Origin of the sequence: Cellulomonas gelida (assembly GCF_006538725.1) — a bacterium.
GTDB lineage: Bacteria > Actinomycetota > Actinomycetes > Actinomycetales > Cellulomonadaceae > Cellulomonas > Cellulomonas gelida.
This window is the reverse complement of the sequence record NZ_BJLQ01000013.1, coordinates 1-12,895: the sequence shown is the minus strand read 5'-3', so window position 1 is coordinate 12,895 and position 12,895 is coordinate 1. Positions and strand designations below refer to the sequence as shown.

13 protein-coding genes and 3 tRNA genes are annotated in these 12,895 nt (G+C 72.7%); 8 read left to right on the top strand and 8 right to left on the bottom strand.

Going from position 1 to position 12,895, the window contains the following annotated elements; all coding sequences use genetic code 11:
* The first annotated feature begins 32 nt into the window (after positions 1–32).
* The 5 genes from CGE01nite_RS07765 (at position 33) to purM (ending at position 7,010) form a co-directional block, all read left to right on the top strand.
* Positions 33–1,961, top strand: a complete 1,929-nt coding sequence (locus CGE01nite_RS07765) for an oxidoreductase (protein WP_229747496.1) — start codon at positions 33–35, stop codon at positions 1,959–1,961.
* A 64-nt stretch (positions 1,962–2,025) separates the two neighbouring features.
* Positions 2,026–2,475 carry a histidine kinase gene (locus tag CGE01nite_RS07760; RefSeq protein ID WP_229747495.1) on the top strand — a complete coding sequence of 150 codons (450 nt, stop codon included), beginning with the start codon at positions 2,026–2,028 and terminating at the stop codon, positions 2,473–2,475.
* 303 nt (positions 2,476–2,778) lie between these two features.
* Entirely contained in the window at positions 2,779–4,158 is a 1,380-nt protein-coding gene (locus CGE01nite_RS07755; protein ID WP_141370051.1) for a glycoside hydrolase family 6 protein, read from the top strand.
* A 59-nt stretch (positions 4,159–4,217) separates the two neighbouring features.
* Positions 4,218–5,765 carry an amidophosphoribosyltransferase gene (gene purF / locus CGE01nite_RS07750; RefSeq protein ID WP_048344018.1) on the top strand — a complete coding sequence of 516 codons (1,548 nt, stop codon included), beginning with the start codon at positions 4,218–4,220 and terminating at the stop codon, positions 5,763–5,765.
* A 93-nt stretch (positions 5,766–5,858) separates the two neighbouring features.
* Positions 5,859–7,010 carry a phosphoribosylformylglycinamidine cyclo-ligase gene (purM, locus tag CGE01nite_RS07745; protein WP_229747494.1) on the top strand — a complete coding sequence of 384 codons (1,152 nt, stop codon included), beginning with the start codon at positions 5,859–5,861 and terminating at the stop codon, positions 7,008–7,010.
* A gap of 193 nt (positions 7,011–7,203) precedes the next feature.
* Here the strand turns inward: purM and CGE01nite_RS07740 are convergent, their stop codons facing one another.
* Entirely contained in the window at positions 7,204–7,407 is a 204-nt protein-coding gene (locus tag CGE01nite_RS07740; protein ID WP_048344019.1) for a DUF3073 domain-containing protein, read from the bottom strand.
* A 459-nt stretch (positions 7,408–7,866) separates the two neighbouring features.
* On the opposite strand from CGE01nite_RS07740, the gene CGE01nite_RS07735 reads away from it, so the two are divergent.
* A complete protein-coding gene (locus tag CGE01nite_RS07735; RefSeq protein WP_048344020.1) occupies positions 7,867–8,073 on the top strand; it encodes a BldC family transcriptional regulator in 207 nt (68 codons plus the stop codon).
* A gap of 234 nt (positions 8,074–8,307) precedes the next feature.
* Here CGE01nite_RS07735 and CGE01nite_RS07730 read toward each other — a convergent pair whose 3' ends face one another.
* The 6 genes from CGE01nite_RS07730 to CGE01nite_RS07705 all read right to left on the bottom strand — a co-directional run bounded on the left by CGE01nite_RS07730 (position 8,308) and on the right by CGE01nite_RS07705 (position 10,103).
* The gene (locus CGE01nite_RS07730) at positions 8,308–8,613 is read right to left on the bottom strand and encodes a DUF3618 domain-containing protein (protein ID WP_141370049.1); all 306 of its coding nucleotides are present in this window, start codon (positions 8,611–8,613) and stop codon (positions 8,308–8,310) included.
* 28 nt (positions 8,614–8,641) lie between these two features.
* Positions 8,642–9,040 (bottom strand): phage holin family protein, encoded by a 399-nt coding sequence (locus CGE01nite_RS07725; RefSeq protein ID WP_048344022.1) that lies wholly within the window; start codon positions 9,038–9,040, stop codon positions 8,642–8,644.
* Positions 9,041–9,177: 137 nt separating this feature from the next.
* Positions 9,178–9,615: a phage holin family protein gene (locus CGE01nite_RS07720; protein ID WP_048344023.1), complete on the bottom strand. Its 438-nt coding sequence runs from the start codon at positions 9,613–9,615 to the stop codon at positions 9,178–9,180.
* A gap of 173 nt (positions 9,616–9,788) precedes the next feature.
* Positions 9,789–9,861, bottom strand: a tRNA-Phe gene (locus CGE01nite_RS07715).
* Positions 9,862–9,913: 52 nt separating this feature from the next.
* Positions 9,914–9,987 (bottom strand) — tRNA-Asp (locus tag CGE01nite_RS07710).
* 43 nt (positions 9,988–10,030) lie between these two features.
* Positions 10,031–10,103 (bottom strand) — tRNA-Glu (locus CGE01nite_RS07705).
* A gap of 171 nt (positions 10,104–10,274) precedes the next feature.
* Between CGE01nite_RS07705 and CGE01nite_RS07700 the strand changes: the two genes are divergently transcribed.
* Both CGE01nite_RS07700 and CGE01nite_RS07695 read left to right on the top strand, forming a co-directional pair.
* Positions 10,275–10,619 (top strand): metallopeptidase family protein, encoded by a 345-nt coding sequence (locus CGE01nite_RS07700; RefSeq protein WP_082156507.1) that lies wholly within the window; start codon positions 10,275–10,277, stop codon positions 10,617–10,619.
* Between the two features lie 74 nt (positions 10,620–10,693).
* Positions 10,694–11,599: an LLM class flavin-dependent oxidoreductase gene (locus tag CGE01nite_RS07695; protein ID WP_304364755.1), complete on the top strand. Its 906-nt coding sequence runs from the start codon at positions 10,694–10,696 to the stop codon at positions 11,597–11,599.
* 39 nt (positions 11,600–11,638) lie between these two features.
* Here the strand turns inward: CGE01nite_RS07695 and galE are convergent, their stop codons facing one another.
* Positions 11,639–12,598, bottom strand: coding sequence for a UDP-glucose 4-epimerase GalE (gene galE / locus CGE01nite_RS07690; RefSeq protein WP_141370047.1), 960 nt, complete (start codon positions 12,596–12,598; stop codon positions 11,639–11,641).
* Positions 12,599–12,895: the final 297 nt, after the last annotated feature.

Sequence of the window (12,895 nt, the reverse complement as noted above, 5' to 3'; positions counted from 1 at the left end):
TCACCGGCGTTGCTCGCCAGCCCGGAAAGGCCGTGACCGTGACCGACTTCTCGCCCCTCCTGCAGCCCGGACGCATCGGATCCCTGACGCTCCCCAACCGCGTGATCATGGCCCCGATGGGGACGGAGATGGGCACGCACGAGGGCCTGTTCACCGAGCGGGAGATCGCGTACTACACCGAGCGTGCGAAGGGCGGCACGGGCCTCGTCGTCACCGGGATCAGCGCCGTCTCGCAGGACTACGAGCAGATCAACCCCGGGCTGTGCCGGGTCGACACCGACGACTGCGTCCCTGGCCTGACCGCGCTCGCTGCGGCGATCCACGAGGTCGGCGGGCTCGTCTCGCTGCAGCTCACGGCGGGCCTCGGCCGCAACATCAACGTCGTCGACCCCGACCGCCTGCCCATCTCGGCCTCCGACAACCCGCACTACGCCACGCCCGACGTGCTGTGCCGCCCGCTCGAGCTCGACGAGATCCGGGTCATCGTGCAGCGGTTCGGGGAGGCCGCCGCGCGCGCCGCCACCGCGGGGATCGACGCGATCGACATCCACGGCCACACGGGCTACCTGATCGACCAGTTCATGAGCCCGCAGTGGAACCGCCGGACCGACGAGTACGGCGGCTCGACCGAGAACCGCTGCCGGTTCGCCGTCGAGATCATCCAGGCGGTCAAGGCCGCGGCGCCCGGCCTGCCGGTGAGCTTCCGGCTCTCGGTCGACCACCGGTACCCGGGCGGACGCGGCGTCGCCGAGTCGCAGGAGATCGCGAGGATCCTGCAGGACGCGGGCCTCGACCTGATGATGGCCGACGAGGGTTCCTACGAGGCCATGGACTACGTCTTCCCGCCCTACTACCTGGGTGACGCGTGCATGGTGCCCGCGGCGCGGGCCATGAAGGAGGTCCTCTCGATCCCCGTGATGGCGGTGGGCAACCTCACGCCCGAGAACGCCGTGGCGGTGCTCGAGGACGGCGACGCCGACTTCGTCGGGATCGGCCGCGGGCTGATCGCCGACCCGCAGTGGGCGGGCAAGATCGCCGCGGGCCGCCGTGACGACATCCGCCCGTGCATCCGGTGCAACCAGCTGTGCGTCGGCAACGCGTTCTTCGCGCTCCCGCTCGGCTGCGCGGTCAACCCGCAGGTCGGCTTCGAGCGCGAGCGTGCGCTCACGCCCGTCGACACGCCGCGCCGTGTCGCGGTCGTCGGAGGCGGGCCGGCGGGCCTCGAGGCGGCGCGCGTCGCCGCGATCCGTGGTCACGACGTCGACCTGTACGAGTCCGAGCACCACCTCGGCGGTGTGCTGTGGCCGGCCGCGACCCCGGAGTTCAAGTCCGAGCTGCGCAAGATGATCGCCTGGTGGGAGCGGCAGCTCAGCGGCCTGTCGGTGCGGGTCCACCTGGGCACGACGATCACCGCGGAGTCGCCCGAGCTCGACGGGGTCGACGACGTGATCGTCGCGACGGGCGCGGCGCCGGTCGTGCCGCTGTCGATCCCGGGCATCGAGCGCAGCGTCGACGTGGTCGACGCACACCTGGACCGCGCGCTGGTCGGGCACCGTGTGGCCGTCGCGGGCGGCGGGCTCTCGGGCGTGGACCTGGCGCTCGAGCTCGCGGAGGACGGGCACGAGGTGACCGTCGTGGAGATGTCCGAGGCGGTCGCCCCCGACCTGCTCATCATCAACAAGATCACGCTGCTGCGTCGGCTCGAGGCCGCCGGCGTGCGGCTCCTCACCGGGCATGCGGTGGTGCGGGTGACCGACACCGGGCTCGTCGCCGAGGGCCCCGACGGCACGGTCGAGGTCGAGGCGGACACCGTGGTCTCGGCGTTCGGGGTGCGCGCCGCGCGCGGCCTGGCGGACTCCCTCGAGAGCCGCGTCAAGGTCCACCCCGTCGGGGACTGCGTGCACCCGGCGAAGGTCGCCGAGGCCGTCAACGCGGGCTTCGAGGCCGCCTTCGCGCTCTGAGCCCCGGGCCGTGCCGACCCCGCCCCCGGGTCGGCACGTCCCGGCCCTGGCCTAGGATCACGGGGTGCCGGACGACCCCCAGACCCCCCAGCAGGACGCGCAGGAGCCGACCGAGCCCGAGGCTCGCCAGCCCCGGCGGACGGCGTCCGACCCCGTCACGCGAGCGGCGGGCGAGTCCCCGTCCGACGAGGCCGAGATCGACGAGCGCGAGCTCGAGCGCGTGGCGGTGCCCGCGCGCGTGCGCCGCGCCCCCAAGTTCGGGGCGTTCATCGTGGCGGGCGCGGTCGTCGGGGTCGTCGTCGCGCTGCTGGCCACGGCGGTCGTCGGGTGGGTGAGCGGCGACGGCGGGGGGCTCTCGTCGGACGTCCCCTCGGGCCAGGGCTTCATCTCGTTCCTCGACGGGCAGGGCACGATCCGCGTCGTGATGGGCGTGACCGGCGCGGTCGTCGGTGGCTTCGTCGGCGGTGCGCTGGCTGCGCGGGCGGACCGCCGCAGCCGCGACCCGCTGGCCTGACGCCCGGGGCGCGCCGAGCGCCTGCTCGTCGTGCGGACCGGTCGCGTCATCGCGTCATCGTGTCTCGCGGCCCGTGCTCCGCGCTGCGCCGGGTGGCGTCACCCGACCAGGGGCGACCGGAGGCCCTAATCGATGTGGTCGGCGCCGAGGTGTGGCCGCCGGAGGGAGAGGTCGGGTTCTCTCGTCGGTACCGGTCCCGGGCGGGCTCACGCGTCGACGTCGATGCGGAGGACGGCAAGGCATGCGCTCCGTCACCGCTCGGCGAAGCCGGACAGTCCGAGTCAGCAAGCTCAAGGAGCGTCCATGACCGCCCGTAGAACGTCCTCCCGGGCAGCCGCGCTGCTGTCCGCCGCCACGCTCGCGATCGGCGGCCTGACCGTCGCCGCGAGCTCGGCGACCGCAGCCGAGGGCTGCCGCGTCGACTACACCGTCCAGAGCCAGTGGCCCGGCGGTTTCCAGGGCGACGTGAAGATCACCAACCTCGGCTCGGCCATCTCGTCGTGGAAGGTCGCCTGGACCTGGCCGGCCTCGGGCCAGAAGGTCGCGCAGTCGTGGAACGCCGACGTGCAGACGTCCGGCTCGCAGGTCTCGGCGTCGAGCGTCGGGTGGAACGGTGCGCTCGGCACCGGCGCGAGCGCGTCGTTCGGCTTCATCGGCGCCTTCACGTCCGCCAACCCGGCGCCGACGTCCTTCACGGTCAACGGCGTCGCCTGCACGGGGACGGTCCCGACGACCGGCCCCACGCAGAACCCCACCCCGACCCCGACCCCCACCCCGACGCCGACGCCCACCCCGACGCCGACCCCCACGCCCACGCCCACGACGACCCCGCCGCCGCAGCCGAGCGGTGACCTGTACGTCGACACGACGAACCAGTCGTACACGGCCTGGCAGGCGGCATCCGGCAGCACCAAGGACCTCCTGGCGAAGATCGCGCTGACGCCGCAGTCGGTGTGGATCGGCAACTGGAACAGCCCGTCGGTCTCGCAGCAGCAGATGCGCGACGCGACGAGCCGTGCCTCGTCGGCAGGCAAGACGGTCTCGGTCGTCATCTACGCCATCCCGGGCCGTGACTGCGGCTCGCACTCGGGCGGTGGGGTGCCGGAGAGCGAGTACGCGCAGTGGGTCGACACGGTCGCGCGGGGCATCGTGGGCCGCCCGATCATCGTGCTCGAGCCCGACGCGCTCGCGCAGCTCGGTGACTGCAGCGGCCAGGGCGACCGCGTGGGCTTCCTGAAGTACGCCGCGAAGTCGCTCACGCAGGCCGGTGGCCGCGTGTACATCGACGCGGGGCACTCGACGTGGCTGTCGGTCGACACCGCGGTGAACCGCCTCAACCAGATCGGGTTCGAGTACGCGGTGGGCTTCGCGCTCAACACGTCGAACTACCAGACGACCTCGTCGTCGCAGTCGTACGGCGAGCAGATCTCGCAGCGCCTCGGCGGCAAGGGCTACGTCATCGACACCTCGCGCAACGGCAACGGCAGCAACGGCGAGTGGTGCAACCCGCGTGGCCGGGCGCTCGGTGACAAGCCGCGCCTCGTGAACGACTCGTCGGGCCTCGACGCGCTGCTGTGGGTCAAGCTGCCGGGCGAGTCCGACGGCTCGTGCAACGGCGGCCCGGCTGCCGGTCAGTGGTGGCAGGAGATCGCCCTGGAGCTCGCGCGCAACGCCAAGTGGTGATCTGATCCAGCGGTGAACGGGGGGCCATGGGTCCAGGGTCGGTGTGCGACCATGGACGCGTGGCCCCCCGCGCTGACGGACGACTGAACCACGACCTCCTCCCGGACGAGAAAGGCCCCCAGGACGCCTGCGGCGTCTTCGGTGTCTGGGCTCCGGGCGAGGAGGTCGCCAAGCTCACCTACTTCGGGCTGTACGCGCTGCAGCACCGTGGACAGGAGTCCGCGGGCATCGCGACGAGCAACGGCTCGCAGCTCCTGGTCTACAAGGACATGGGTCTGGTCTCCCAGGTCTTCGACGAGACCGCGCTGAACGCCCTGCAGGGGCACATCGCCATCGGGCACGCGCGCTACTCGACCACCGGCGCCAGCAACTGGGAGAACGCGCAGCCCACGCTCGGCCCCACGGCCGCCGGCACGGTCGCCCTCGGCCACAACGGCAACCTGACCAACACCGCCGAGCTCGTCGAGCTCGTCGCGGAGCGGTACGGCAGCCAGCGGCGCGGCGAGCTCGCACGCGGCAACACCACCGACACGGCGCTCATCACGGCGCTCCTGGCGGGCGACCCGGACCACACCCTCGAGTCCACCGCGCTCGAGGTCCTGCCTCGCCTGCGCGGCGCCTTCTCGCTCGTGTTCATGGACGAGCGCACGCTGTACGCGGCCCGCGACCCGCAGGGGGTGCGGCCGCTCGTGCTGGGGCGGCTCGAGCGCGGCTGGGTCGTGGCGTCCGAGACCCCGGCGCTCGACATCGTCGGCGCGAGCTTCGTGCGCGAGGTCGAGCCGGGCGAGTTCCTCGCGATCGACGCCGACGGTCTGCGCTCGACGAAGTTCGCGACGCCCGAGCGTGCCGGCTGCGTGTTCGAGTACGTCTACCTGGCCCGCCCGGACACGACGATCGCGGGCCGCTCGGTCCACGCGGCGCGCGTCGAGATGGGCCGCAAGCTGGCCCTCGAGCACCCCACCGAGGCGGACCTCGTCATCCCCGTGCCGGAGTCCGGCACGCCCGCCGCGGTCGGGTACGCGCAGCAGTCGGGCATCCCGTTCGGGCAGGGTCTGACGAAGAACGCGTACGTGGGCCGCACGTTCATCCAGCCGTCGCAGACCCTGCGCCAGCTCGGCATCCGGCTCAAGCTGAACCCGCTGCGCGAGGTCATCCGCGGCAAGCGTCTCGTCGTCGTCGACGACTCGATCGTGCGCGGCAACACGCAGCGCGCCCTCATCCGCATGCTGCGGGAGGCCGGCGCGGCCGAGGTGCACGTGCGCATCTCGTCGCCGCCCGTGAAGTGGCCGTGCTTCTACGGCATCGACTTCGCGAGCCGTGCCGAGCTCATCGCGAACGGGTTGTCCGCCGACGAGATCGCCGCGTCGCTCGGCGCGGACTCGCTCGGTTACATCTCGGAGGAGGCGCTCATCGAGGCGACCGAGCAGCCCGCGAGCCAGCTGTGCACCGCGTGCTTCTCGGGTCGCTACCCGATCGAGCTGCCGCCCGCCGACCGGCTCGGCAAGAACCTGCTCGAGCAGAACGAGCTGCCGCTGGGCGCACCCGAGGACGGGCTGGTCTCGATCCTGCCCGGCGGCGGTGCCGCCACGGCGCTCGACCACCCCTGACTCGACGACCTGTGACTCGACGACCCGCGAGCTGACGAACCCGACCCTGCGCCCGGCGCCCGCGCCCGGCAGAGCCGACCCCCTGGAGCGACCGTGACCTCCCTGCCCGACGACGCGCCCGCCACCGCCGCGCCGATCACCTACGCCACCGCGGGCGTCGACACCGAGGCGGGCGACAAGGCCGTCGAGCTCATGAAGGACGCCGTGCGCGCGACGCACGGTGCACGCGTGCTCGGCGGGGTCGGCGGCTTCGCGGGCCTGTACGACGCGAGCTTCCTCACGCGCTACCGCCACCCGCTGCTCGCGACGTCGACCGACGGCGTCGGCACGAAGGTCGCGATCGCGCAGGCGCTCGACATCCACCACACCATCGGGTTCGACCTCGTCGGCATGGTCGTCGACGACATCGTCGTGGTCGGTGCCGAGCCGCTGTTCATGACGGACTACATCGCCACCGGTCGCGTGGTGCCCGAGCGCATCGCCGACGTGGTGCGCGGCATCGCGCAGGCGTGCCAGGTCGCGGGGACCGCGCTCGTGGGCGGCGAGACCGCCGAGCACCCCGGCCTGCTCGCTCCCGACGAGTACGACGTGGCCGGTGCCGCGACGGGCGTCGTCGAGGCCGACGAGCTGCTCGGTCCGGAGCGCGTGCGCGCCGGCGACGTCCTGGTCGCGCTCGCGTCCAGCGGGCTGCACTCCAACGGCTACTCACTCGTGCGCGCGGTGGTCCGCCAGGCGGGCTGGGGCCTCGAGCGGCACGTCGACGAGCTCGGCCGCACGCTCGGCGAGGAGCTCCTCGAACCGACGCGCGTCTACGCCGCGGACTGCCTCGCGATCGCGCGCCGTGCGGGGACTGCCGGCGTGCACGCGTTCAGCCACGTCACGGGCGGCGGGCTCGCCGCGAACGTGGCGCGCATCCTGCCGGGCGGTCTGGTGGCCGACGTGGACCGCGGGGCCTGGACGCTGCCCCCCGTGTTCTCGCTGGTCCAGGGCCTCGGTCAGGTGCCGTGGACCGACCTCGAGGGCACGCTCAACCTGGGCGTCGGCATGGTGGCCGTGGTCGCCGCGGACGCCGTCGACGGCGTGCTCGCGCACGCCGCACAGCTCGGGCTGCCGGCGTGGGAGCTCGGCACGGTCCGTGACGCCGACCCCGCCCGTGACGTCGTCGGCGCGCCGGGGTTCGTCTCGGGCACCAAGGGGGTCGCGGGTGGCGCGGTCCGCCTGACGGGCGAGTACCGGGTCTCCTGACCGGCGCGTCCCGACGACGCGCGGTCACCGCACGCACTCGTCGCCTGCCAGGCCGGGCCGGGCAGGCGACGAGGGACGAGCAGAAGAACGACGGCTCAGCGTGAGGAGAGCACGACGCCGACGTGGTCGGCGTGGGTGTCGTCAGCTCGTCGCGCGAGACGGGTGACGACGCGCGAGGGAAACGCTCGCAGGGTCAGCGATCGTCGTCGAGCCAGCGGCGACCGTAGTCGTCGTCAGGCTCGTCGTCGGTGTCGACCGCGGCTACGCTACGGCGCTCGATGGGGTCGACGTGAGTCGACAGCTCCTGCTCGAGCGCTCGGTAGTTGGTGTCCGGGCTGAAGTACTTCAGCTCCCGCGCCACCTTCGTCTGCTTAGCCTTCTGACGGCCGCGCCCCATGGCATCGACCCCCTCTAACGTGGAAGCGGGGCGGCACCGTGCTCACACGTGCGGCCCCGGGATGCTGAATCGTCTGTTCGTTCGGCAACGCTACATGGAATCCCGTTATTCCGGCCACTCGCGAGGGGGCGACTCGCATCACGTTCACCCAGGGCGCACCTCTGCGCCACGCCGGGGTATCGATGCTCCGCATCGCGGCTCCGCCGGGCGCGGGTGAAACGTCCGGTTTAGGCTGACCTTGCAAGCCGCTCACCAGCGGACTCGTCGGTTCACAGGACCGGGTTGTACCCTTTCGTAACGAAATCGTGTCCCGGAATGCGTCACATGCCGGGTTCGCACATGCTAGGGGGTGCGGCGAGGCGTCGATGTGGCGTCCTGGCTCGTACCGACAGCACCACCGCACCGGCGGTGGCCGGGAAGGGGAGTCCCGGCGTCGCCCGCAAGCCAGGAGGCAGCACCATGACCGTCAAGCCCGCACCCACCGACAACCTGCTCACGCCGTCCGAGGTCGCCACGCTGTTCCGCGTGGACCCGAAGACCGTGACGCGCTGGGCGAAGGCTGGCAAGCTCTCGTCGATCCGCACGCTCGGCGGGCACCGTCGCTACCTCGAGTCCGAGGTGCAGGCGCTGCTCCAGGGCATCCCCCAGCAGCGCGCGGTCAGCTGACCGACCCCGCCCCCGAGTCCGGCGCGCGAGGCGCGTCGGCGGGCGGGCGTGGGTCTCAGCGATGCCGCGTGGTCATCCGTGACGCCGTCCTGGTCGGACGGCCACAGGTCTGACCGCCGCGTGGCGCGGGGCCGGCTCCCTCACGTACGGGCCCCCGCCAGGACCCCGGGACGGATGTCCCGGGGTCTTCCCATGTCCGGACCCGCGCGAGTCCGGACAGGGGCCTGCCGTGGGTCAGCGCGAGCGGCGTGCGATGCGCAGCACGACGATCGTCGCGACGAACGCGGCGGCGATCGCGACGCCGCCGAGCACCTGACGGGCGTGCGCGCGGGCCTCCGGGCTCGCCTCGGGGCTCGTGGCGTCCGACGCCAGGCGACGAGCCGTCGTGATGGCCGCGTCCGCCTGGGCGCGCGGAGCGAGGCGAGCGGTGAGCTCGTCGACCGTCGTCGCGAGCTGGTGACGCGTCGCGGCGATCTCCGCCTCGATCGCGACCATCGACGGCGTGGTGAACGGGGTCGGCGCGGGCTTCTCGTCGGTCATCGGGCTCCTCCCAGCGGTCCAGCGATGCTCATGCCGACGGCCCCTTGAGCGCGGCGATGTCGTCCTGCACGCTCGCGATCGCCGCCTGGGGTGCCGGCGGCGACGCCTTCTGCAGCGCCTTGACGCCCAGCAGCCCGAGGATCAGGACGACCAGCAGAAGCAGGACCGTCACGATCAGCGCGGCCAGCCACAGGGGCAGCCACAGGTCGAGCACGATCACGAGCGTCGTGAGCACCGCGGCGAGCAGGTACAGCGCCAGGACGCCCGCCGCGACGAGCATGCCCGCCCCGGCGCCGAGGATCTTCGCGCGCTCGGCGATCTCGGTCTTCGCGAGCGCGATCTCCGCTCGGACGAGCCGGGAGGTCTGCTCGCTCAGGTCGCTCACGAGCTGCCCGAGCGAACGCTGCGGTGGCGCGTTCGTCGTCATCGGTGCTGCCTTTCGTCGTCCTGCCGGGTGCTGCGGCGCAGACCCTCAGTGTGCTGGGGTCGTCCGCGTGGCGCGCGGCGAACGCCCACGTCGTGCGTGCCGGCCCGGCCGGCCGGGTCCGCGTGCGGCCGTCGGGGTCAGTTGTCCCAGGGGTGCACGAGCTCCTCGGCGGGGTGCGTGCTCTCGGGGATCGGCGTGATCCGCGCGGCGGGCGTGCGGGGGAGATGGCTGCGGCCCCACGCGGCGAAGCCGGTCGCGACGAGCAGGAGCGCCGCACCGACGAGCAGCGCCGCGAGCCACGGCTCGACGACGTGCGCGAGGCCCATCACCGCGGCGGTCACGAACAGCGCGAGCCCGAAGAGCGTGAGCAGCGCCGCCGACGCGAACGCGATCGCCGACGGCCGGACCTGCACGGCCCGCGCCCGGACGCTCGCGCCGACCGCGTCGATCTCGGCCTGGATCGACGAGCGGACCTTGTCCTCCGCCTGCCCGAGCTTCTCGCGGGCGCGCTCGGCGATCGGCTCGGTGAGGCGGTCGAGGAATCGGCGGCGTTCGGGACCGCGGTCGGTCGTCACGGGCTCCTCCTGGGGCGACGGGTGTGTCGCCAGCCTAGTCAGGCAGGGGCGTCGCGAAGCAGGACGCGCGCAGGTTCTCCGTGGCGGGAACTGCGCGACGGCGCAGGAGGCACGGCGCACGGGGCTGGGAACGACGAAGCCCGCCAGGCTGCTCCCTGGCGGGCTTCGTGCAGTGGCTCCGACCGGCGTCGATCCGGTGACCTTTCGATTTTCAGTCGAACGCTCTACCAACTGAGCTACAGAGCCGTGGAGCTGCCTCCAACGACGATGCCGGCCACGAGGACCGGCATAAGTCGAGCGACCCCGACGGGACTTGAACCCGCGACCTCCGCCGTGACAGGGCGGCGCGCTAACCAACTGCGCTACGGGGCCTCGTGATGAGACCTAGTCTTGCATCTTCCACTGCACGTTCTCGTACCCCCAACGGGATTCGAACCCGTGCTACCGCCGTGAAAGGGCGGGGTCCTAGGCCGCTAGACGATGAGGGCGTCGCCCCAGACGTCGAGGCGTCGGTTGACCGTGGATGAGCATACGGGGACTTGCCCGGAACTCCAAAGCGGGCCGCCGCGACGCTGCTCACACCGCTGATCGCGCGGGTCCATCCGGCCCGGCCGGGGACGTGGCCGCTGCGGGCCGGGCAGGATGGACCCGTGTTCGAGATGTCGCGTGAGGAGTTCGACGACGCCGTCCGGGACGCGCTCGACGAGATCCCCGCCGAGCTCGCCGCGGTGATGGACAACGTCGTCGTGCTCGTCGAGGACGAGCCCCCGCCCGGCGAGGAGGACCTGCTGGGTCTCTACGAGGGTGTCCCGCTGACCGAGCGCACCGACTCGTGGGCCGCGGGCTCGCTGCCCGATCGCATCACGGTCTTCCGCAACCCCACGCTCGAGATCTGCGACACGCGCGAGGACGTCGTCGAGGAGGTCGCCATCACGGTGGTCCACGAGGTCGCGCACCACTTCGGCATCGACGACGACCGCCTCCACGAGCTCGGCTGGTCCTGACGCATCGGGCGGGCGGGCGCCGTCCCGCGCCGGGTGCCCGGGGCCGCGGCGCGGACGCGGTTAGGGTCGGCCACATGGGGATCGGTGTGCGGGTCGGGATCGTGCTGCTGCCGCAGGATCGCTGGGCGACGCAGCGGGACAAGTGGCGCCAGGCGGAGGAGTGGGGCTTCGACCACGCGTGGACGTACGACCACCTCGCGTGGCGCACGCTCGCCGACGAGCCGTGGTTCGCGACCGTGCCGCTGCTCGCGGCCGCGGCCGAGGCGACCTCGCGGATCGGGCTCGGCACGTTCGTCGCGTCGCCCAACTTCCGGCACCCGGTCCCGTTCGCCAAGGACGTCATGGGGCTCGACGACGTCTCCGGCGGGCGCTTCCTGCTCGGCGTGGGTGCCGGCGGTGAGGGCTTCGACGCGTCCGTGACGGGGACCGCGGTCACGCGCGGCGAGCGGACCCGACGGTTCGAGGAGTTCGTCGGCGTGCTCGACACGCTGCTCACGCATCCGGTCACCGAGCACGCGGGCGAGTTCTACACCGCGCACGACGCGCGCATGGTCCCGGGCACGATCGCGCGTCCGCGCACGCCCTTCGTCGTCGCGGCCGCGGGCCCGCGCACGATGACGCTCGCCGCGCGGTACGGCCAGGGTTGGGTCACCTACGGCGCGTCGTACGCGACGGAGGACCTCGAGGACGACCCCGCTCGCGCGCAGGAGCGCTGGTGGGCGGCGCTCGCCGAGCAGGCCGCCGCGTTCGACGAGATCGAGCGCGCGCACCGCCCGGGTGCCGTGCCGGTGCGCCGCTACCTGAGCCTGGACGGGGCACCGGTGTACTCGCTGACCTCGTCGGACCTCGCGATCGAAGGCGTCGAGCGGGCCGCCGCGCTGGGCTTCACGGACGTGATCGTCCACTGGCCCCGCGACGAGGGGATCTACGCGGGCACGCAGAAGTCGCTGGAGGCATTCGCCGCCCACGTCCTGTCCTGACGGCCCCGCGCCCGCACGCGGGCCGCCGGGAGTGGCGGGTCAGGCGCTCGAGCGAGCCGCCCAGGCGCTGCGGACCATGTCCTGGATCGTGTGGGTCATGCGCCAGCCCAGGTCGCGTGCCGCGAGCTCCCCCGAGGCGACGATCCGCGCGGGGTCTCCCGGGCGGCGGGCCGCGATCTCGGGCGTGAAGTCGATGCCCGTGACCTCGGCGACGGCCGTCATGATCTCGCGCACCGACAGCCCCTCGCCTGAGCCGAGGTTGTACACCGGCTCGAGCGTGCCGCCCTCGGCGAGCGTGCGGGCCGCCGCGACGTGGGCGTCGGCGAGGTCCGCGACGTGTAGGTAGTCGCGCACGCAGGTGCCGTCGGGTGTGGGGTAGTCGTCGCCGCGGATGACCGGCGTCCGGCCCGCGAGCAGGGCCTCGAACACGAGCGGGAACAGGTTGTGCGGGCTCGTGTCGTAGACGTCGGGGGTGCCCGAGCCGACGACGTTGAAGTACCGCAGGCTCGTGTGCTTGAGCCCCGTGGCGCGCGCCTGGTCGCGCAGCAGCCACTCGCCGACGAGCTTGGACTCGCCGTAGGGGGACTCGGGCGTGGTGGGTGTCTGCTCGGTCACGAGGTCGGTGTCCGGGGTGCCGAAGACCGCAGCCGAGGACGAGTAGACGATCGCGTCGACGCCCTGCTCGGCCATGGTCTCGAGCAGCGTGAGCGTGCCTGCGACGTTCTGCCGGTACGTGTGCAGCGGGCGCTCGACCGAGACGCCCGCGTACTTGAACCCGGCGAGGTGCACGATGCCCTCGATGCCGTGCCGCGCGAGCGTGTCGGCGACGACGTCCGGGTCGTCGACCGAGCCGTGCACGAAGGGGACGCCCGGCGGGACGAACTCCTCGTGGCCGCTGGACAGGTCGTCCAGGACGACCGGCTCGAGCCCGACCTTCGTGAACGCGCGCACCACGTGTGCGCCGATGTACCCCGCCCCGCCCGTCACCAACCACGTCATGCGGGTGAGCGTAGCGCGAGACACGTCCGACGAGGGGGGACTTTCGATCAGAAAACAACATGTCCGCACAGATTCGGACCATCGTGCCCGCGTTCCCTCCGTGTCTCCCGACGGCCGGGTGTTGAGATCTGATCGATTCGAGGCTTGCGGTCGGCGGCTCGTCGCGCTTCCGGCGCGTCGCCTGTGGGCGGCCACGGGGATGATCGGCGCATGGTCCGTGAGCGCCCCGAGGTCGCCCTCGTCGTCGACACCGAGCAGCGGCGCGCGCGGCTGGCTCGGCGGCACGGGCTCGCCGAG